This window comes from Metaplanococcus flavidus (assembly GCF_042675885.1).
Taxonomy (GTDB): domain Bacteria; phylum Bacillota; class Bacilli; order Bacillales_A; family Planococcaceae; genus Planococcus; species Planococcus flavidus.
In genome coordinates this window covers 46,604-66,020 of the sequence record NZ_JBHTKI010000017.1, presented here as the reverse complement: position 1 = coordinate 66,020, position 19,417 = coordinate 46,604, and the positions used below count along the sequence as shown (strand labels likewise).

General features: G+C 47.8%; 19 protein-coding genes and 1 pseudogene. 17 read left to right on the top strand and 3 right to left on the bottom strand.

Features of this window, described 5'->3' with window-relative positions:
• The first annotated feature begins 315 nt into the window (after positions 1-315).
• The 4 genes from ACFQ1X_RS11570 (at position 316) to ACFQ1X_RS11555 (ending at position 3,611) form a co-directional block, all read left to right on the top strand.
• On the top strand, positions 316-1,026 hold the full coding sequence (locus ACFQ1X_RS11570) for a DsbA family oxidoreductase (protein ID WP_144841041.1): 711 nt from the start codon (positions 316-318) through the stop codon (positions 1,024-1,026).
• 104 nt (positions 1,027-1,130) lie between these two features.
• On the top strand, positions 1,131-1,760 hold the full coding sequence (locus ACFQ1X_RS11565) for an FMN-dependent NADH-azoreductase (protein WP_144841020.1): 630 nt from the start codon (positions 1,131-1,133) through the stop codon (positions 1,758-1,760).
• A gap of 119 nt (positions 1,761-1,879) precedes the next feature.
• A complete protein-coding gene (locus ACFQ1X_RS11560; protein WP_144841019.1) occupies positions 1,880-3,421 on the top strand; it encodes an FAD-dependent oxidoreductase in 1,542 nt (513 codons plus the stop codon).
• Between the two features lie 4 nt (positions 3,422-3,425).
• Positions 3,426-3,611: a hypothetical protein gene (locus ACFQ1X_RS11555; RefSeq protein ID WP_144841018.1), complete on the top strand. Its 186-nt coding sequence runs from the start codon at positions 3,426-3,428 to the stop codon at positions 3,609-3,611.
• 373 nt (positions 3,612-3,984) lie between these two features.
• Here ACFQ1X_RS11555 and ACFQ1X_RS11550 read toward each other — a convergent pair.
• Positions 3,985-4,508 (bottom strand): annotated as a pseudogene (locus ACFQ1X_RS11550) (YceI family protein).
• A gap of 204 nt (positions 4,509-4,712) precedes the next feature.
• Between ACFQ1X_RS11550 and murB the strand changes: the two are divergent.
• The 5 genes from murB to ACFQ1X_RS11525 all read left to right on the top strand — a co-directional run bounded on the left by murB (position 4,713) and on the right by ACFQ1X_RS11525 (position 10,750).
• Positions 4,713-5,630 carry a UDP-N-acetylmuramate dehydrogenase gene (gene murB, locus ACFQ1X_RS11545; protein WP_144841017.1) on the top strand — a complete coding sequence of 306 codons (918 nt, stop codon included), beginning with the start codon at positions 4,713-4,715 and terminating at the stop codon, positions 5,628-5,630.
• Positions 5,631-5,722: 92 nt separating this feature from the next.
• Positions 5,723-7,201 carry a potassium/proton antiporter gene (locus ACFQ1X_RS11540; protein ID WP_144841016.1) on the top strand — a complete coding sequence of 493 codons (1,479 nt, stop codon included), beginning with the start codon at positions 5,723-5,725 and terminating at the stop codon, positions 7,199-7,201.
• A 91-nt stretch (positions 7,202-7,292) separates the two neighbouring features.
• Positions 7,293-9,659, top strand: coding sequence for a penicillin acylase family protein (locus ACFQ1X_RS11535; protein WP_144841015.1), 2,367 nt, complete (start codon positions 7,293-7,295; stop codon positions 9,657-9,659).
• Positions 9,660-10,073: 414 nt separating this feature from the next.
• A complete protein-coding gene (locus ACFQ1X_RS11530) occupies positions 10,074-10,418 on the top strand; it encodes a fluoride efflux transporter FluC (protein WP_379082665.1) in 345 nt (114 codons plus the stop codon).
• The gene (locus ACFQ1X_RS11525) at positions 10,415-10,750 is read left to right on the top strand and encodes a fluoride efflux transporter FluC (RefSeq protein ID WP_379082639.1); all 336 of its coding nucleotides are present in this window, start codon (positions 10,415-10,417) and stop codon (positions 10,748-10,750) included. Before ACFQ1X_RS11530 ends, ACFQ1X_RS11525 begins: the two co-directional genes overlap by 4 nt.
• Positions 10,751-10,797: 47 nt before the next feature.
• On the opposite strand, the gene ACFQ1X_RS11520 is transcribed toward ACFQ1X_RS11525, so the two are convergent.
• Positions 10,798-11,217 carry a universal stress protein gene (locus tag ACFQ1X_RS11520; protein ID WP_144841013.1) on the bottom strand — a complete coding sequence of 140 codons (420 nt, stop codon included), beginning with the start codon at positions 11,215-11,217 and terminating at the stop codon, positions 10,798-10,800.
• Positions 11,218-11,392: 175 nt separating this feature from the next.
• Here ACFQ1X_RS11520 and ACFQ1X_RS11515 point away from each other — a divergent pair, with 175 nt between their 5' ends.
• Genes ACFQ1X_RS11515 through ACFQ1X_RS11505 form a run of 3 tightly spaced genes read left to right on the top strand, consistent with a single transcriptional unit; the run spans position 11,393 to position 14,955 of the window.
• Complete coding sequence (locus tag ACFQ1X_RS11515; protein WP_144841012.1) at positions 11,393-11,749, top strand: ArsR/SmtB family transcription factor; 357 nt, start codon at positions 11,393-11,395, stop codon at positions 11,747-11,749.
• A complete protein-coding gene (locus ACFQ1X_RS11510; protein ID WP_379082662.1) occupies positions 11,721-13,811 on the top strand; it encodes a heavy metal translocating P-type ATPase in 2,091 nt (696 codons plus the stop codon). The genes ACFQ1X_RS11515 and ACFQ1X_RS11510 overlap by 29 nt, the downstream gene beginning before the upstream one ends.
• A gap of 25 nt (positions 13,812-13,836) precedes the next feature.
• Positions 13,837-14,955 (top strand): GNAT family N-acetyltransferase, encoded by a 1,119-nt coding sequence (locus ACFQ1X_RS11505; protein ID WP_144841010.1) that lies wholly within the window; start codon positions 13,837-13,839, stop codon positions 14,953-14,955.
• 89 nt (positions 14,956-15,044) lie between these two features.
• On the opposite strand, the gene ACFQ1X_RS11500 is transcribed toward ACFQ1X_RS11505, so the two are convergent.
• Complete coding sequence (locus tag ACFQ1X_RS11500) at positions 15,045-15,200, bottom strand: lmo0937 family membrane protein (protein WP_144841009.1); 156 nt, start codon at positions 15,198-15,200, stop codon at positions 15,045-15,047.
• 165 nt (positions 15,201-15,365) lie between these two features.
• Here ACFQ1X_RS11500 and mntR point away from each other — a divergent pair, with 165 nt between their 5' ends.
• The 5 genes from mntR (at position 15,366) to ACFQ1X_RS11475 (ending at position 19,025) form a co-directional block, all read left to right on the top strand.
• Positions 15,366-15,788, top strand: coding sequence for a transcriptional regulator MntR (gene mntR, locus ACFQ1X_RS11495; protein WP_144841008.1), 423 nt, complete (start codon positions 15,366-15,368; stop codon positions 15,786-15,788).
• Between the two features lie 20 nt (positions 15,789-15,808).
• Positions 15,809-16,672, top strand: a complete 864-nt coding sequence (locus ACFQ1X_RS11490) for a CvfB family protein (protein WP_144841007.1) — start codon at positions 15,809-15,811, stop codon at positions 16,670-16,672.
• 53 nt (positions 16,673-16,725) lie between these two features.
• Complete coding sequence (locus ACFQ1X_RS11485; RefSeq protein ID WP_144841006.1) at positions 16,726-17,610, top strand: DUF1002 domain-containing protein; 885 nt, start codon at positions 16,726-16,728, stop codon at positions 17,608-17,610.
• Between the two features lie 146 nt (positions 17,611-17,756).
• Positions 17,757-18,728, top strand: coding sequence for a ring-cleaving dioxygenase (locus ACFQ1X_RS11480; protein ID WP_144841005.1), 972 nt, complete (start codon positions 17,757-17,759; stop codon positions 18,726-18,728).
• A 15-nt stretch (positions 18,729-18,743) separates the two neighbouring features.
• A complete protein-coding gene (locus ACFQ1X_RS11475; RefSeq protein WP_144841004.1) occupies positions 18,744-19,025 on the top strand; it encodes a GNAT family N-acetyltransferase in 282 nt (93 codons plus the stop codon).
• Positions 19,026-19,417: the final 392 nt, after the last annotated feature.

Below are 19,417 nucleotides of genomic sequence, written 5' to 3'. Positions count from 1 at the left end.
AATGGCAAAGAACGCCATTACTTTCAAGCCCTCCAGCGCTTGTCGGGGCTTAACGGGCGCCGTCGCTTTTCTATTGTCCAGACTCCGGCGGCCCAGCTNGCTTAACGGGCGCCGTCGCTTTTCTATTGTCCAGACTCCGGCGGCCCAGCTCTTCGGGTCATAAGCCAGCCCAACTCCGCGGCGCAGCGCCACTTCGTTGGTCCGTCTTATGCCTTTCAGAGCTTAACGGGCGCCGTCGCTTTTCTTTTCTGCAGGCAGAAAGATTGAGCGCGGCATTTTTGCTTGATATAGTAAGTGGCGAGGTGAATATAGATGTTGAAAATTGAGATCTGGTCTGATTATGTGTGCCCCTTCTGTTACATAGGCAAACGCACATTGGAACAAGCACTTTTAAAGACTGGTTTTAATAATCAGGCACAAATTACATTCAAAGCTTATCAGCTGGATCCGGCGACACCTGAAAATTCAAGCATTCCCGTATATGAAAGTCTGGCCGCCAAATTCGGTCAATCCGTAGAGCATGCAAAGGAAATGACGAAAGGCGTGGCTCTTCATGCGCAAAATGTCGGACTTGAATATGACTTTGACAATATGGTCCAGGCGAATACGCTTGCGGCACACCGTCTCGTGAAATGGGCGGAAACGAAATCATTGGATGCAGCTTTGACTGAGCAGCTGCTGAAATCCTACTTCATCAATGCTGAACATATAGGTGAGCAGGAAATCTTATTGAATAATGCAGAGGCAGTCGGTTTGCCGCGCAATGAAGCGAAAATCGTCCTGGATTCTGAAGATTTCAAGACGGACGTCGAACAGGACATTGCGGAAGCAGGCCAATTAGGCGTGCAGGGCGTTCCATTCTTCGTTATCAATCGTAAATATGCCATTTCTGGTGCGCAGCCACTGGAAGCTTTCGTCGATTCGCTCAAGCAGATCGCTGATGAAGAAGGCTTAAGGCCGGCACTGAAACCGCTTGGTGATAAAGAAACCAGCTATTGTACAGGAGATTCCTGCAACTCGGAGTGAGTGGAGCAGGCAGTTTAATTGACTGAGCTTCCATAAGTAATTAAAATTAGAAAGTCTTTAATTTGAGATAAATAATATCAGGAAATAAAGGAGTTTTGTTTTTCGTGAACGTTTTAGTAGTAAAAGCCAATAACCGCCCCGCATCAGAGGGCATTTCAAGTAAAATGTACGACGTATTTATGGATAATGTGGGAACGGACGCGAACGTTAAAACGTTTGATGTCTTTAAAGAAGATATGCCTTATTTCGGACAGGATTTCTTCGACGCTATGCAAAAATCAGCACAAGCCGAAGAATTGAACGATATTGAACAACGCATTTTGACTGCAGCCAATAAAGCAATGGATGCTTTTCTTGATGCCGATGTAGTGGTTTTCGCGTTCCCATTATGGAATAAAACTATCCCTGCGCCGCTTCAGACTTTCATCGATTACGTCTACCGTGCAGGCGTAACTTTCAAATATACGGAAGATGGCCCGCAAGGTCTTGTACCGGAAAAGAAAGTCATTATTTTGAACGCACGCGGAGGCATTTATTCGTCTCCGGAAATGGCACCAAGTGAAATGAGCGTCAATTATATCCGCATGATCATGAATTTCTTCGGTATCGAAGACATTGAAGAAGTAATTATCGAAGGCCACAATATGTATCCTGATAAAGCACAGGAAATCATCGAAGACGGCATGAAACGTGTCGAAGAGATGGCTCAATCATTTGAAAAAGTAAGAGCTTAATAAACATTCCCCCAAAACCCGGAAGCGCATTTGCGTTTCCGGGTTTTTCTTTGCGCTTATTTTCCGGGAGGAAGGGTACATAGGAGTTAAATAACAATATTAGGAGGTATTACGCGGCGATGAATAATGAAAATTTGAACATTTCAGAATCAAAAGAATCCTATTGGCGAGACTTCAAGGACATTCCCGATTACCCGCAACTGCAAAAAAACGAGTCCACGGAAGTAGGGGTTGTCGGCGGCGGTATTGCCGGAATCATCAGTGCTTATTTATTGGCGAAAGCAGGAAAAAAAGTGACCTTGATCGATGCGGGCAAACTGGTGGATGGCGTTACAGGCTATACGACCGCAAAAATTTCAGCACAGCACGATCTCTTTTATGCTCCGTTGATCAAAATGTCCGGGGAAGTTGAAGCAAAAAAATACTATGATGCCAATTTGGAAGGCCTGGAATTTATAAAGAATACAGCTGAAGAACTCGGCATCGACTGTGACTTCGAACATCAGGATGCTTTCGTTTACGCAAATACGGAAGCCGGGGCGAAAAAAATCGAGGAAGAAGCGGAAGCTTATGAACAGCTTGGTATTCCGGGGGGCTTAGCGAAGCAGGAAGTGGAATTGCCATTTGCCGTGAAAGAAGCCATCGTTATGCGCAACCAGGCACAATTTCATCCTGTGAAATTTTTGGCGGGGCTCGTAAAAGAATTTGAACGCCTCGGCGGAACCGTTTACGAAAAAACACGTGCGATTAAAATTCTCAGCAAAAAAAACCCGGTGATCCAGACGGAAAACATGTCCCATTTATCATGCGATAAAGTGATTGTCGCAACACATTATCCATTCAATGACGCAGACGGGATGTATTTTGCGCGACTGTCGGTTGAACGCTCCTATGTGTTGGCAGCAAAAGTGAAAGGCGACATGCCGAAGCATATGTATATCAGCACCGATATGCCAAGCCGTTCATTGCGCTATACCACAGATGATAACGGAGAGCGACTCTTATTGATTGGCGGGGAAGATCATGGCTCCGGTAAACATACAGGCGATACGATGGAAAATTACAAGAAGCTGGCTGAATGGGGAGACGAATATTTTGGCGTGGAAAGCATCCCTTACCGCTGGTCTGCCCAGGACATGACGACACTCGATAAACTTCCTTACATCGGCACCAGCACCGTGGGTTATGAAAATATTCTCGTGGCAACAGGCTTCCACAAATGGGGCATGGCTCATGGCGCTCTTGCCGGAATGCTGTTGCGCGACCAGGTTCTTGGCAATGAAAACCGCTATGCGTCCCTTTACGATCCAACACGTACGAAGATGAAGGCGGTCGATATGGCAAGTTTCGTGAAAGATAATGCCTCGGTGGCTAAGGAACTGGTCACAGGCAAATTGAAAAAACCGATGAAAACGCCCGATTCCCTTGGCAAAGGGGAAGGGGCGAGCGTTAAAACCTCGAAAGGTGCAGGTGGCGGCTACCGCGACCAATATGGCCAATTGCATCTCGTGGATACCACTTGTACCCATATGGGCTGCGAGACGAAATGGAACGACGCCGAGCGCTCATGGGATTGTCCATGTCACGGCTCCCGCTTCTCCTATAAGGGCGAAGTGCTGGAAGGCCCGGCCGTCAAACCGCTCAAGCGGATTGAGGAGTAGGTATTTGAATAGCGACAAAAAAGGAGCTGCAGATTCATTGCAGCTTATTGAGAAAGGAATATGGAAACCGATATTCCGCAAAACAGCTTCGAAGGCAGTATCCGACGCCTGCGAGGATATTGCCTTTGCGACGAAGTGCGTAGCACTGCAGGAGCACGATTTTAAGGCTGCTCCTGCATCGCTGCGCTAGCTTCGTCGAAAAGACTCGGCCGAACTACCTTCGGCCAACTCTTGGCTCGCGCTGAGCTAACCCGGTCTCGTTTCACTTCGTCCGAGTGGATCTTGCACTTCGTCGGCATTCGCCTGCTCCCCTGGGCGTCTGCGCTGTTTTGCTCCATATCTCAGATTACCTTCTATTAAAGAATACACATTCGGTCAAACCTTTGCGACGAAGCGCAGGCACTGCAGGAGCATCGGGTTTCGAAGCAAGCGAGTAGGCTTAGGCCGCTCCCCGTGAAAGCGTCCGCCTAGAGCGAAATGATTAGAGAAGTTATTGGTTTCTCGACAGCCAAAACAGGAGCTGCAGATTTAACTGCAGCTCCTGTTTCTGTGTTTTTATAAAATTACGCTGGATTGGCTTGGAGTTCCAATGAAATCTTGATGTCTTCGCCTACCAATACGCCGCCTGTTTCAAGAGACTGGTTCCAGGTAAGGCCGAAATCTTTACGGTTTACTTTACCTTCGCCGCTGAATGCTACAACTTCGACGCCCCATGGGTTAACGCCTTTACCGCCGTATCCCACTTCAAAAGTGGCAGGACGCGTAACACCTTTCATCGTCAAATCGCCTGTCAATTCATATTCGTCGTCGCTTTTTTAGCGATTTCGTTTGCTTTGAATGTAATGTGCGGGTGTTGTTCAGCATCGAAGAAGTCTGCTGAACGCAAGTGGTTGTCGCGGTCTTCGTTGTTTGTGTTGATGCTTGCCACGTCGACTTTGAAATCGATTAAAGCGCCTTGAAGATCCGCTTCGTCAGCTTCCACTGTTGCATCGTATGATGCGAAAGAGCCTTTTACTTTTGATACCATCATATGTTTTACCGAGAAACCAATTTCGGAATGTACTGCGTCTACTGTCCACTTTTTCATGTGTAATTTCCTCCAATATTTTTATTTCTAAGCTTACTATAAATCAATAAAACTTTGATGTCAATATACTTTAATTAATTATTCTCGAATTCGAGATAAATATTTTATTGGACTTTTGGACGTAACTGGTCATAAAAGCTTGTCAAATGCTCAAAAAAAACAGATACTATTAGAAGTTAAAAGTTTAGAAGGGATTTGCTTGGAATGACGAAAGAAAGATGGTTATCAGACCTTCGCCGATTTGTGGCGGACAGCCACGTGAAAATCGACGAGCCGCTCTATCTCCATACTCTTACAAAAATGGGCGGACCGGCTGATATTTTTGTATCGCCTACGAATGAAGATGAAACTGCTTACACAGTAAAATATGCTTATGAAAATAATATTCCTCTATTGCTGCTCGGTAACGGCTCGAATATGGTCGTGCGGGACGGCGGCGTGCGTGGAATTGTCCTGAACCTGAAAAGCCTCAATGAAATTCGTATTGACGGACTCGAAGTCTATGCGCAGGGCGGAGCGAACATTAAAAAAGTCTCCAAAGCTGCAGCCGACAATATGTTGACGGGCTTTGAATTTGCCTGTGGCATACCCGGTTCTGTCGGTGGTGCGATGGCGATGAACGCAGGGGCGTACGGCGGTGAGATCAAGGATATAATTATTCAGGCTACGGTTTTGACACCAGAAGGTGAAAAGCTTTTCTTATCAAAAGAAGAACTTGAAATGGATTATCGCAAAAGCGTCATTACAAAGGAAGGATTCTATGTCCTTTCTGCGGAATTTGGTCTTGAAAAAGGAGATCAGAATGTCATCGATGCAAAAATGGCGGACCTTACCTATCAGCGGGAGTCTAAACAACCGCTCGAATTCCCTTCGGCGGGCAGTGTATTCAAGCGTCCACCGGGTAATTTTGCAGGCAAGCTGATACAGGAAAGCGGCTTGCAGGGTAAAGGTTTCGGCGGAGCGGAAGTTTCGACGAAACATGCAGGCTTTATCGTCAACAAAAATAATGCAACTGCAAATGATTATATCCAGACAATAGAAATGGTGAAATCTGCAGTATTTGAAAAGTTTGGCATCGATTTGGAACTTGAAGTAAAAATTGTCGGCGATGACACAGTGTGAGTGAACAACGGGGATCCTTGAAACAGAGGTTCCCGTTTTTTTAATGGCCTAAAAATATGCTATAATTGAATAGTAAAAAACCCGGGGAGCTGATGGAGATAGACTATACAATTAACGGAATGATCCTTATATGCGGCGTTTTTCTCCTTATGGGTGTGCTGATGACAAAAGTTTCAGCACGCGCCGGAGTCCCATCCCTCGTTCTCTTCATGATCATCGGAATGATCCTCGGCAGTGATATTTCAGGACTTATTTATTTCTCCAGCGCAGAAGTTGCCCAACTGGTCGGCGTCTTTGCTTTAATTATCATCCTGTTTGAAGGTGGACTTCAAACCCAATGGAAAAATATACGGCCGGTTCTTGGCGGCTCACTCGTTCTAGCGACACTCGGAGTATTAATCACAACTTCAGTGGTCGCAGTTGCTGCTTATTACGTCCTTGGCATCACAGTTCTTGAAGCCCTGCTGCTCGGTTCGATTGTTGGTTCCACCGACGCGGCCGCTGTTTTCTCGGTGCTCGCTGGCCAAAATATAAAAGGTAGAATCTCTTCGACGCTTGAAGCGGAATCGGGCACCAACGATCCGATGGCGATGTTCCTGACAATCGCTTTCATCCAGCTGATTCTTATTCCGGAGTCCTCTGTCTTTACGATGCTCGGCAGTTTTGTTCTGCAGATGGGTGTCGGGGGGATTCTTGGGATTGTTCTCGGCCTTTTCGCATCGTGGACCATAAATCGAATCAAATTGAACGCATCCGGACTTTATGCGGTGCTGTCTGTTGGCTTTGCTATTTTCATCTACAGTTTTACCGCGATTCTTGGAGGCAGCGGCCTGCTGGCAGTATACCTTGCGGCGCTTGTCATCGGAACGCGCGACTTGACGCACAGTTACTCGATCATCAGTTTCAATGAAGGACTTGCATGGCTTATGCAGATTCTGATGTTCATTATTCTTGGGCTTCTTGTTTTCCCTAGTCAATTGGCTGATTGGGACTTGATCTGGAGAGGTCTGATCCTGTCACTCGTATTAATCTTTGTGGCTCGTCCGATTGCAGTCTTTGTCTCGACGGTCTTTTTCGATTATTCATTGAATGAAAAATTGTTCATGTCCTGGGCCGGTCTTCGTGGTGCCGTACCGATTGTACTCGCGACCTTCCCAATGCTCGCTGGTCTGGAAAACAGTTTCCTGTTCTTCAATGTCGTATTCTTTATCGTTCTGACTTCGGCTTTGCTGCAGGGCTCGACAATTCCATACGTTGCCAATAAGCTGAAACTCAACGGCAGACCATCTCCTAAACGCATCCATTCACTGGAACTGGTGTCGATGGACAAAGCGAATGCCGAAATGCTGGAAGTCGAATTGACGAGCAAGTCGCCGTTCGCCGGCCAGCTTGTGCAGACGATCGGCTTGCCGAAACAAACCTTGATCAGCGCAATCATCCGTTCCGGCAGACTCGTGATGCCAACAGGTACAACAAAACTTAAAGTCGGAGACGTGTTATACGTTTTGACGGAGAAAAAACAAGTTTCAAAAGTGAAGATGGTCCTCGGCGAAGAGGACATCGTAAACTAGCCCGCAAATTTGCGGGCTTTTTTTATATAGAAGGAATCTGTGGGCTTCAGGTCGAATAAAAATAAGATGTTGAAAAGGGGGCGTAAGAAGAATGGATAAAAAGCCGAAAAAGAGAAAATGGCTCAAATGGGTGCTGGGAACAATAGGAGTCTTATTGGCAATCGCCATTATCGGGCTCATTTATGTTAACGCTTACATAGGGAAATCTGAACCGGTGATTAGTGGAGAGATGAAGGTTTCCATATTGGATGAAAATGTTACGGTAGTGCGGGATGGTATCGGCGTGCCGCATATCGAAGCGCAGTCGGATGCTGATTTATATCGTGCGCAAGGGTACGTCGTCGCGCAGGACCGGTTGTTCCAGATGGATATGTCACGCCGCCAGGCAAGCGGTCGTCTTGCTGAGGCGGTTGGAGCTGCGGCTGTCGATACGGATAAATTTTTCCGTACATTCAGTCTGCGCGATGCTGCCGAAAAATCATGGGAAGGATACGATGAAGAATCGAAGCAGGTACTCGAATGGTTCGCAGAAGGAGTTAACGCCTTTATTGGCGAGGCAAAGGAAAATGATACCTTGAGCTACGAGTTCAGTCTGCTGGGCTACGAGCCGGAGGAATGGACGCCGGTCGATTCGCTCGCCATCGGGAAATTCATGGCATATGACCTTGGCGGCAACTGGTCATCGCTTGCGGTGCGTCACTGGGCGCTCGGTGAGTTTCCGGAAGACAAGGCGAAAGAATTGTTCATCAAATATCCGGAAGACGCGCGGTCGGTCATTGAAGCCAACATCGGCCAGCAGGTAAAAGTGGCCGGAGAGTTCGACGCGTCGCTTGTGCCGAATGAATTCAATGGCAGCAATAACTGGGTCGTTTCGGGCGACAAGACAGAAAGCGGCATGCCAATCCTGGCGGATGATCCACATCTCGGTTTGAGCACGCCTTCGATCTGGTATCAGATGCATTTGAAATCCCCGGAACAGAATGTCAGCGGCGTCATTTTCGCCGGAGTGCCAGGCATTATTCTCGGGCACAATGAAGAAGTGGCATGGGGCGTGACCAACGTAGGCCCGGATGTCCAGGATCTCTACATTGAAACGCCGAATCCTGAAGATCCGACTCAATTCCGCTATGACGGCGAATGGGAGCAGGCGGAAGTCCGTGAAGAGCCGATTCACGTGAAAGACGGTGAAACCATTGATTTCGAAGTGGTCGTAACACGCCACGGCCCGATCATTTCAGATCTGCTTTATGACGAAGAAGAACCGGGAGCACTATTCTCGATGCAATGGACGGCGCTTGAGCCGACACTGGAATTACAGGGAGTGCTGGCATTTAACAAAGCATCCAATTGGGACGAGTTTGAAACCGCATTGGAAGATTTCCAGGCACCCGCACAAAACTTCGTCTTTGCCGCAACGGACGGTACCATTGCCTATAAAGCAAATGGCCGTATTCCAATCCGTAAATCAGGAGATGGCCAATTGCCGGTGCCGGGGGATTCCTCCGATTACGGGTGGGAAGGCTATGTGCCGTTTGATGAACTGCCGACAGTTGTGAATCCGGACAGCGGTTTTATTGCCACGGCAAATAATGAAATAGTGGATGATTCCTATGAATACCATATCACTGATTTTTGGGCACAGCCTTATCGTTATGAACGGATTGCGGAAGTGCTGGAAGCATCCGACCAATTGACGCCGGAAGATATGATGGAGCTTCAGATGGATAAGAAGAATCTGTATGCCGAGGAATTTCTGGCAGAAATGATGGACGCAGTCAGAGCAGAAACGGATGAATACGAAGAAGTTCTTGCGCTGCTGGAAGATTGGGATGGAGTGGATCACGCCGACCAGCCGGCGCCGCTCATATTCCATAAATGGATGAAACAGCTGCCGCATACGCTGCTCGCGGATAGTTTCCCGGAAGATGTCTATGACTTGATGCCCGGGAAAAACCACATTACGGATCAGATGATGCGTGATTCGTTTGCCGGCGATGAGGGTGTCTGGGTCAGTGAATACGGAGGCGCGGAGAAATGGCTGACAGATGCGCTGGAAACAAGTTTGGCTGAAATTGAAGACGACTTTGGCGGTGATCCGGGAGACTGGCAATGGGGAGATTATCATCAACTGACATTCCCGCATCCCCTTGCCGGTGCTTCACCGATATTCGAAGGTTTCCTGAATCCGGATCCGCTGCCGCTTGGCGGTTCGAATATTACGGTGCAGGCAGCGGCTTTCGATGAGGAAGGCAATGTCGACCACGGTGCTGCATGGCGTTTTGTCGCCGATCTGTCCGATTTATCGAGTGCCCACCATATTGTCGGACCGGGGCTCAGCGGTCACATGAAATCGGATTTCTTCCATAACCAGGTCGATAAATGGGCACATGGCAATTATCATGAAACACCGATTGACGGTTCGGCAGAAGGCTCGACCTTAACACTCATTGCTGAGTAAGTTATAATGGCTAAATCAGTGGAATTAAAGAATAATGTATATAATCACTTCGGCGCTTTGGACAAGGGCAAAGATTATGCTTCTGCGCACTGCTCGTCGCAAAGGAGGTGCCATCTTCGTATGGCACACCTTGGCTCCCGCAATAAGCCGAGAAGAGCACTCGTCTTATTGCTTCGCTCAGTCCTGAGGCGCGCCGGCGCTCAGAGAAGTCTCTAGAGATATGGAGCAAAACAGCGAAGACGCCCAGGGGGCCAAGCGAAGTGCTGAGATCCACTCGGGCGAAGTGTAACGAGCACGAGTTAGCTCAGCGCAAGCCCCCAGGCAAGCGCAGCTGTTTTGCGGAATATCGACTACTAAATTTATTTATTTTAAACTTATTTTTAAAAAAGATATGGGGTTTTTGATGTGAAAAGGATGTTGGCAGTAGGATTCGGCGGAATGGCCGGCACGCTGCTTCGTGTCTGGATATACGCAGCGGTTCCGGGGGCTTTCAGTCTGTGGGCCGTCAATATTATCGGCAGTTTCCTGATCGGCTTTGCAGTTATGAAACTCAGCGGAAAATCAGCGGAACTGCGGCTGTTCATCTCGACAGGCTTATTGGGCTCATTCACCACCTTTTCGGCCTTCTCGAATGATTGGTTCCGGGAACTTGAGTCTTCGGTCGTGGCCGGTGCTGTTTACGGTGTGGCAATGACCGCAGCGGCGGTGGCAGCAGCAATAGCCGGATTATGGCTTGGCCGGAAAGGGGTGAGGGAATGAGCCTGATTGAAATCGCGCTTGGTGGTTTCCTTGGCGCCATGGCCCGCTATTTGTTCTATCTGGTTATGGAGAACCGCTGGCGGCAACCGAAAATCGCCACTTTACTGGTCAATGTTCTGGGTTCGTTCGTCATCGGCGCTTTTGTTGCCAGTGGCAATCTGTCAGTTTTCTGGCTGACCGGATTTCTTGGTGCGTTTACGACGTTTTCGACGATGGCGCTGGATGCGGTAAAGGATTTCGAGGACGGCAATTGGCTGGCAGGCATTTCTTATCTGGCAGCGAATCTGATTGGCGGCTTGGGATTGTTTGTCCTGGCGTATACAATATTTTAATTAAGAAGAGGCTGAAAACGGATGAACGCATCCGTTTCCAGCCTCTTTTATTTAACGATTATTACAGGGGCATGCACACGCTTAGCCACTTTATGGCTGACACTGCCGAGCACCATTTCCTGAAAACCATTGAGTCCCCGGCTGCCGATAAAAACGATGTCGTAGCTGTTTTCATTGGCGTGGCGGATGATTGTCGGTCCCGGAGTGCCGTGCAGCGTTTTGGTTTCGAAAGGAATATTTGCAGCACTGAAAATTTCTTCAAGCGGCAGCAGCAGTTGGCGCCGGTGGTAATGCATTTCGTCGACTTGTTTGTCATGCATCACTTCTGTTCGCGCTTTTTCATAATCCACTACATAAAGCAAGGTCACGGCAGCATCCTGAAACATTTTTGCCATTTTCAACGCTTCAGCCGCAGCGCGTTTCGAGTGTTCTGAACCGTCAGCCGCCAATAGTATCTTTTGGTACATCCCCATTCCCCCTTCATCTGGAAAACCTTAGAAAGGTTATTCGACAACAAAGCGGATATTTCCTTTTTTCGACTGGATTCAGAACAATCAAATGGACGTTTGACTATTGTGAGCAGGAGGATTACACTAAAGAAAACAATCAAACGATGGTTTGATTGATTCAGGGGGGCACAATATGAAAGAGATTTGCGAAGTATCAAAAGATCATCCTGAAAAAGTGAAGAACGTTCAAAAGCAAATGACGGACCTGTCGGATGTCGCAACTCTCTTCAAGGCATTGGCGGACGAGACACGTCTGAAAATCGCTTTCGCGTTAACAATAGAAGAAGAAATGTGTGTCTGCGATATTGCGGCAGTCATTGATGGCTCCACAGCTACAGCTTCCCACCATCTGCGCTACCTGAGAGACCGGAAACTGGCAAAGTCTGAACGCAAGGGCAAGCAGATTTTTTATTCACTGTCAGACAGACACGTACACCAGCTGGTGACCATTGCACATGAACATGCGAAAGAGGGTGAGGAAATTGGTTAAAACCTATCGCCTTGAAAATCTGTCCTGTACAAATTGTGCCGCTAAATTCGAAAAGAATATCCGCAGCCTGCCTGATATCAAAAAAGTCGATTTGAACTTCGGTGCATCCAAGCTGACGGTGGACGGGGATGTTTCAATCGAGGAACTGGAGCGAGCCGGTGCTTTCGACCATATCCGGGTCTATCCGGAAAAAGCGAGAGTCGAACACACCCCTATCTATAAACGCCGCCAGACAATCGAAACGGCAATTTCATTCCTGTTGCTGATTGCCGGAGTTATCCTGTCTTTCCAGACAAGTGAAGGAGATCCATGGGCAATCGGGCTGTTCGGCGGTTCGATGTTGATCGGAGGCTACCATATGTTCCGTACCGGGCTGATGAATCTCAGCCGCTTTGAATTTGATATGAAAACATTGATGACGATTGCGGTCATCGGAGCAGCAATTATCGGTGAATGGCGCGAAGGCGCGGTGGTCGTGTTTTTATTCGCGATCAGTGAAGCCCTTGAATCCTTCTCGATGAACAAAGCGCGCCAGTCAATCCGCGGACTGATGGATTTGGCGCCGGCGCGTGCATTGATCCAGCGGGGCGGCGAACTGCTGGAAATGGATACGGAAGAAGTCCGGATCGGCGACGTGCTGATCGTTAAACCGGGTCAGAAAATCGCTATGGATGGCGTCGTTTTACGCGGTAAGTCTGCTGTCAATCAAGCGGCCATCACCGGCGAATCGATTCCGGAAGTCAAAACGCCGGGAGCCGATGTTTTTGCGGGCACGATGAACGAAGAAGGCGCACTTGAAGTGACTGTCACCAAACGGGTGGAAGATACAACGATTGCGAAAATCATCCACCTCGTCGAAGAAGCTCAGGCGGAAAAAGCGCCGTCGCAAAAATTCGTCGATCAATTTGCGAAATATTATACACCGGCCATCATCGGCATCGCATTTTTAGTGGCGTTGGTTCCGGGGTATCTGACGGGTGACTGGCAACTGTGGGTTTACCAGGGATTAGCTGTCCTGGTCGTCGGCTGTCCGTGTGCACTTGTCGTCTCAACGCCGGTCGCTATTGTTACGGCAATCGGCAATGCGGCGAGGCAAGGGGTCCTCATCAAGGGTGGTATTCACTTGGAGGAAACAGGGCGCATCAATGCCGTTGCGTTTGATAAAACCGGCACGCTGACAAAAGGCTACCCTGAAATGACGGATGCTATTCCGGAGAAGGGCTACACAAAACAACAGCTGGTGCAGCTGGCGGCTTCAGCCGAAGCGATGTCGCAGCATCCTTTGGCTCGTGCGATCGGAAAAGAAGCTCCGCACATCCTTCCTTCCGAAGGTTTCCAGTCGATTACCGGCAAAGGTGCTTATGCAGAAGTTGAAGGGCAGAGAATCCACATCGGCAGCCTGCTGTGGGCGGAAGAATTCGGCTTGCAGATTCCGGCACATGGCCATAAACTTCAGCAAAGCGGAAAATCGGTCATGGCGGTATTCACGAAGGAATCGCTGATTGGAATTCTTGCCGTCGCAGATGCCGTCCGTACTGAAAGCCCAGGCATCATACAAAAGCTGAAAGAGATGGGTATCGGCAGCACCATTATGCTGACCGGTGACCATCCCGCAACAGCAAATGCCATTGCAGCAGAAATCGGTGTGACTGATGTCCGTGCAGGGCTGATGCCGCAGGACAAACTGTCTGCAGTGCGCGAACTTCAGCAGCAATACGGCCGCGTCGCGATGGTTGGCGACGGCATCAATGATGCACCGGCCCTTGCAGCTTCGACAGTGGGCATTGCAATGGGCGGCGCCGGTACGGATGCGGCGCTTGAAACAGCTGACATTGCGCTGATGGCTGATGATCTTGAAAAACTTCCATATACCATTCGACTAAGCCGCAAAACATTGCGTATAATAAAGGAAAATATCATGTTTGCTTTGGGACTGAAAGTTATTGCTTTGCTGCTGATCATTCCGGGCTGGCTCACTTTGTGGATTGCGATTTTCGCGGACATGGGAGCGACCCTGCTTGTAATTCTGAATGCTCTGCGCCTGGTGAAAGTTCAAAAGTAAGCTATGCATGCTTGGAGGATTTGTATTGAAATTAACTGAGTGGACAATGGAAGAACAGGAACAGTTGATTCATTTTATGACGACGAACTCCTGGCCCTATCATGGCCAGGAGCATCCTGTCCGTGCGTTAATACAAAAGACGATCGAAGAAGGCGGCTATCAGTCTGATCAGGTGACAACATTTTGGGTGGAAAATGATGAAGGTGAGCAAGTAGGCCTTGTGAAAATATTTGATCTGCAGGATGACATCCCGCTATTCGATTTGCGCATTGCTGATCCTTACCGCGGCAAAGGCTACGGGCCAAAGGCGCTAAAAATGACCGCCGATTTTGTTTTTTCGCTTCCTGAAAAGAAAATCCGGCTGGAAGGCCATACGCGACACGATAATTTTGCGATGCGCAAAGCTTTCGAACGCACTGGTTTCGTTAAAGAAGGCCATATTCGCCAAGCCTGGTTTTCCACCAAAGAAAATCGCTATTTCGATGCGGTCACTTACGGCATGACCCGCGAAGACTGGCAGCAGGGGATAACGACGCCGGTCCTGTGGGAAGATACTATAGTGGAGCCATCAGTGCCGCTATTCAATCCGGTACTGCTCGATTTTCCGGAAAGCTTTGAATCCTCCCGGCTTTTGATCCGGGCGCCGCGCCGGGAAGATGCAATCCATAGTTATGAAGCCATCAAGCATTCAATCGACTCGTTGCGGCCCTGGATGCCGTTTGCCCAGAAAAAGCCGGATCTGAAACAGATTGAAGCGAACCTGATCGAAGCGGCTGCTGATTTCCAGCTTCGCAAAGATTTGCGCCTCCACTTTTTCCTGAAAGAAACCGGGGAATTCATCGGGTCAAGCGGCCTTCATCGCATCGACTGGGAAGTGCGGAAATTTGAAATCGGCTATTGGGTCGACAACCGGTTTGAAGGAAAAGGCTATGTGACGGAAGCGGTCGAACGCATTACGCGTTTTGCGTTCGAGGAACTTGGGGCAAACCGGGTGGAGATCAAATGTGATCCGGATAACGTCAGAAGCCGGGCAGTTGCTGAACGGCTGGACTTCAGGCTCGAAGGTATCCTGCGCAATGAAACGATTTCCCGAGTGGACAACAAAGTGCGCGATACATGCGTTTATTCGAAGATTAGCGAGTAACAAAACTGAATGGGCCGGTATATATTTTATTCGGACCGATAAAAGTGCAAAAAAAGAGACGGTGAGGATTGCCCTCGCCGTCTCTTCTTCTATACGCCTTTCCTTCCGGAAATTAAGTTCACGATTAAAATAATAGCTGCTACGATTAATAGAAGGTGAATTAATCCTCCGGCAACGTCCATTAAAAATCCAATCAACCAAATTGCTAAAATAACTATAAGAATAATCCATAAAATACGAGCCATGTGTTCTCACCGACCTTTCTGCTTAGATAGTAATATGTACCCCTGAAAAATACCGAGCAAACCTTTCCTTTTAAAAAAACTCAGCTGATCGCTGAATAAAGCTCAGTTGTTCGCCGGCGGAGGGTATAGTAAACTGAGGATAGCTACGTTAGGGAGGAACGAATTTTGCCTACTCCAAGTATGGAAGACCATATTGAAATCATATACTCATTAATAGAACAGAAAGGCTATGCCCGTGTATCGGATATAGCCGAAGCTTTATCGGTGCTGCCGTCATCAGTAACGAAGATGGTGCAGAAGCTTGATAAGGACGGTTATCTGATCTATGAACGCTACCGGGGGCTGGTGTTGACGCCGCAAGGCCAGAAGTTGGGCAAACGGCTTGTCAAAAGACACGACCTGCTGGAGCAGTTCCTTCGTTTAATCGGAGTCGAAGAAGAACGCATCTACGATGATGTGGAAGGAATTGAACATCATCTGAGCTGGAATTCGATCAATCGCATTGCTGATCTTGTGCAGGTGCTGGAAGAAGATCCGCAATTGATCGAAAAGCTGGAAAAACTCAAGAATGAAGAAAAGAACAGTTAAACAAAACAGGAGGTTTCATTATGCCATTGCATCCAGGTGAAAAAGCAGTATTGAAAGTAAAAGACCGTTCAAGTTCCCAGTGGATCTTAACAGACGGTTCGGGCGATGAAGTTCTGATGAATGAATCGGAAATCGAAGAAGGTCAGGAAATCGGGGAAGAGATTGAAGTTTTCCTTTACCGCAACCGCCAGGGCGGCGTATCGGCAACGCCGATGATTCCGCATATTCTGCCAAGCGTCTACGGCTGGGCAAAAGTGCTGAAAATCTCCAAACGTGAAGGAGCGGTAGTGGATATCGGTACAACTCGTGAAGTGTATTTATTGCCGGCAGATCTGCCGCAATTCGAAGAGCTATGGCCGCAGCCGGGCGACCACATTTTCATGACTTTGCGGACTGACCGTTTCGGCGATTTATACGGACGTATGGCAACAGAAGAAAAGGTCAATGAACTATTTGTTCCTGCGCCGACTTCTGTCTATAATCAGGATTTGAAGGCTCGTGCATACCGCTTGCTGCCGGTTGGGACCTTCATGATTTCCGTTCCTGAAATGTACAGAATCTTTGTGCATGAAACAGAGCGGGAAGAAGAACCGCGCCTTGGCGAAGAAAAAACGGTCCGAATCATTGGCGTCAAAGACGACGGCACATTGAACGGTTCCCTGCTTCCGCGCAAACAGGAGCGTTTATCGGATGACGCAGAAACCATCTTGCGTTATTTGACTGAATCGGGCGGCCAGATGCCGTTCAGTGATAAATCCTCGCCCGATGAAATCCAGGAAATGTTCGGTATGAGCAAAGCAGCATTCAAGCGTGCTTTGGGCAGACTTTATAAAGACCGCAGGATTGTTCAGGAAGAAGGCTGGACGAAACTTCAGCAGCATTGATGCAACCTTTCCGGAGCGGATTCGTATTATTCCTATGAAAGGGGCAATAAAAGATGAAAAAATTGATAGCAATCATAGCAATGATCTTAATCGTATCAACACTTACTCCAGCGATGGCAGCGGCAAATGTCGGCATTAATGAAAAATTGGGTGTGCCGATCGTCGTTTATGGAGGAAATCTCACTGAAGATGAAAAAGCAAGTGTCTCCGATAGCCTGAGTGTTGGAGACGAAGCTGAAGTGGAAGAAATCGAAGTGACCGGTGAAGATCTTGTCACTTACATCAAAGACGGAAACCCGCAATCGCGGATGTTCTCGTCAGCGAAAATTACAAGGGAAGATGAAGGCGAAGGCCTCGTCATCCAGATTGTGACACCGGATAATATTACGCTGGTAACGACCGAAATGTATGCTAACGCAATGCTGACGGCGGGAATCGAAAATGCGACAGTGGAAGTCGCTGCGCCCAAAGCGGTAACGGGCCATTCCGCATTAGTGGGCATTTACAAAGCTTATGAAGTGAACGGTGAACAGCTGGACCCGGAGCGGACAGACGTAGCCAATGATGAGTTGGAAGTGGCCACGGAACTGGCGGAAGATGTGGATGAAGCGAAAGTCAGTGAATTGCTGACCGAGATCAAAAAGCAGATTGCCGAACAAAATCCCGCTTCACGCGAAGATGTGGAACAGATTGTCGAAGAGCAATTATCGAATCTCCAAATCGAGTTAAGTCCGGAAGACCGCCAATTATTGATCGATCTGATGGACCGGATCCGCCAATTGGACATCGACTTTTCGCAATGGTCGACTCAGCTCGAAGATTTGAGTAAGACGATCGAAGATAAAATAGGCGACATCGTCAATGACGAAGGCTTCTGGAACAGCGTTAAGGAATTCTTCAGAAATCTGGCGAACACTGTTCGTTCGTGGTTTAATTAAGCAAATATAAGGAGCGGACAGCCTCGGCTGTCCGCTTTTGTATTTTTAGCAACAAACAGCAAGCCGTTTTCTTGCGGCAGGTTCAAGGGAATGATATTATTTAATTAATATCTCGAATTCAAGATAATTAGAGGAGGTTTTTATTTATGAAACTGGAAGGCATTCACCACGTTTCCGCCATTACTGCCAATGCGGACAAAAACCATGATTTCTTTACACGAATTCTCGGCATGCGGCTTGTGAAAAGGAGTGTAAACCAGGATTCGACTTCATCCTATCATCTATTTTATGCGGATGCGGTCGGTACTCCGGGAACCGATATGACCTATTTTGATATTCCGATGGCCGGACGCACTTATCCTGGCGTTTCCAGCATCAGCAATACTTCATTTCGCGTGAAAAGTGAAAGAGCTTTAAAGTATTGGATTGACCGCTTTAAAGAATTCGATGTGCCGCACGGCGAAATCCAAACGAGGTTCAATCGTCAGACTTTGACTTTTGAAGACTTCGAAGGTTCAAGGCTGATGTTGACGGTTGATGATGGAACAGGCATTGAGTATGGTATTCCGTGGACCAAAGCAGGAATTCCGGAAGACTATGCCATTGTCGGATTGGGCAATGTGCGGTTGACGGTGCGAAAAAAAGACCGGACAGCAGCGGTGTTGACGGAGATTATGGGATTTGAGCCTATTGGATCTTATCCTTCAGAAACAGAAGGAATGGAAGAAATTTTTGTCTATTCGACAGGAAAAGGCGGCCCCGCCGGCGAAGTACATGTAGAGGAACGCCCGGATCTTCCGCCGGAACGTCCTGGGCGCGGCAGTGTGCATCACGTCGCCTTCCGCGTCAAGACCTTCGAAGAATACAGTAAATGGAATAAATACCTTCGGGACAACGGACTCATGACTTCAGGGGAAGTGGATCGGCATTACTTTAAAGCCATTTATTTCAGGGAGCCGAACGGCATCCTTTTTGAGTTGTCTACAGACGAACCCGGTTTTGCAACAGATGAACCACTTGAAAGTCTGGGGGAGAAATTGGCGCTGCCGCCATTCCTGGAGCCTAAACGAACTGAGATAGAAGCTTCATTGCGTCCGTTGAATATCAACAAGCAGTAAATGAGGAGGATAAAAATGGATTTTAAAATGATAGAGCTTGGTCAGGAAGAATTTGCATTCCGTAATGAAGAAAATGGCATGGTCAATGGGGAAATCACTTGGACCCAATTGGCCGATGTGATGATTATTGAGCATACTTATGTTAACGAAAGCATGCGCAATCAGGGTATAGCAAAAAAACTGGTTGACCGCGCTGTCCAGTATGCCCGTGAACAAGGATATAAAATTGAACCAGTCTGCTCATATGTGGTGGCAGTCTTTGAACGCTCCGATGAATATGAGGATGTGAAAGTGTAAATATAGAAAAGTGACGGCGCCCGTTAAGCGCTGAAAGGTATAAGACGGAGCAGCGGCGCGGCGTTTTTTGCCGCAGAGCTGAACCGGCTTATGACCCGAAGAGCCGGGCCGTTGGAGTCTGGCTGTGAAAACACAAAAAAGCAATCCGCCATTCATATGGTTTGGATTGCTTTTTCTATGTTTCAATTATGTAGTTTTTCATAAGTACCTCCAATTTCTTATAGGAATGTCATAAGGAAAACGATACCAGTTAAAATTGAAGCTCCACCTACACCGTACATGAAATCTGATTGGCTAAATACTAAGTTTTTTTCCATTTTATAGAACTCCTTTCAAATGTTTGTAATTTTGTTTGTTACTAAATAAATACCCGGGTAAAAGCAAACTAAACA

Excerpts from the sequence above, each read along its gene's own strand:
- ACFQ1X_RS11535 (WP_144841015.1), top strand. The coding sequence starts at position 7,293 with ATGGATAAAAAGCCGAAAAAGAGAAAATGGCTCAAATGGGTGCTGGGA.
- murB (WP_144841017.1), top strand. The coding sequence starts at position 4,713 with ATGACGAAAGAAAGATGGTTATCAGACCTTCGCCGATTTGTGGCGGAC.
- ACFQ1X_RS11520 (WP_144841013.1), bottom strand. The coding sequence starts at position 11,217 with ATGTACCAAAAGATACTATTGGCGGCTGACGGTTCAGAACACTCGAAA.
- ACFQ1X_RS11500 (WP_144841009.1), bottom strand. The coding sequence starts at position 15,200 with ATGGCTCGTATTTTATGGATTATTCTTATAGTTATTTTAGCAATTTGG.
- ACFQ1X_RS11475 (WP_144841004.1), top strand. The coding sequence starts at position 18,744 with ATGGATTTTAAAATGATAGAGCTTGGTCAGGAAGAATTTGCATTCCGT.
- ACFQ1X_RS11530 (WP_379082665.1), top strand. The coding sequence starts at position 10,074 with ATGTTGGCAGTAGGATTCGGCGGAATGGCCGGCACGCTGCTTCGTGTC.
- ACFQ1X_RS11490 (WP_144841007.1), top strand. The coding sequence starts at position 15,809 with ATGCCATTGCATCCAGGTGAAAAAGCAGTATTGAAAGTAAAAGACCGT.
- ACFQ1X_RS11480 (WP_144841005.1), top strand. The coding sequence starts at position 17,757 with ATGAAACTGGAAGGCATTCACCACGTTTCCGCCATTACTGCCAATGCG.
- ACFQ1X_RS11515 (WP_144841012.1), top strand. The coding sequence starts at position 11,393 with ATGAAAGAGATTTGCGAAGTATCAAAAGATCATCCTGAAAAAGTGAAG.
- ACFQ1X_RS11510 (WP_379082662.1), top strand. The coding sequence starts at position 11,721 with ATGCGAAAGAGGGTGAGGAAATTGGTTAAAACCTATCGCCTTGAAAAT.
- ACFQ1X_RS11525 (WP_379082639.1), top strand. The coding sequence starts at position 10,415 with ATGAGCCTGATTGAAATCGCGCTTGGTGGTTTCCTTGGCGCCATGGCC.
- ACFQ1X_RS11485 (WP_144841006.1), top strand. The coding sequence starts at position 16,726 with ATGAAAAAATTGATAGCAATCATAGCAATGATCTTAATCGTATCAACA.
- ACFQ1X_RS11560 (WP_144841019.1), top strand. The coding sequence starts at position 1,880 with ATGAATAATGAAAATTTGAACATTTCAGAATCAAAAGAATCCTATTGG.
- ACFQ1X_RS11540 (WP_144841016.1), top strand. The coding sequence starts at position 5,723 with ATGGAGATAGACTATACAATTAACGGAATGATCCTTATATGCGGCGTT.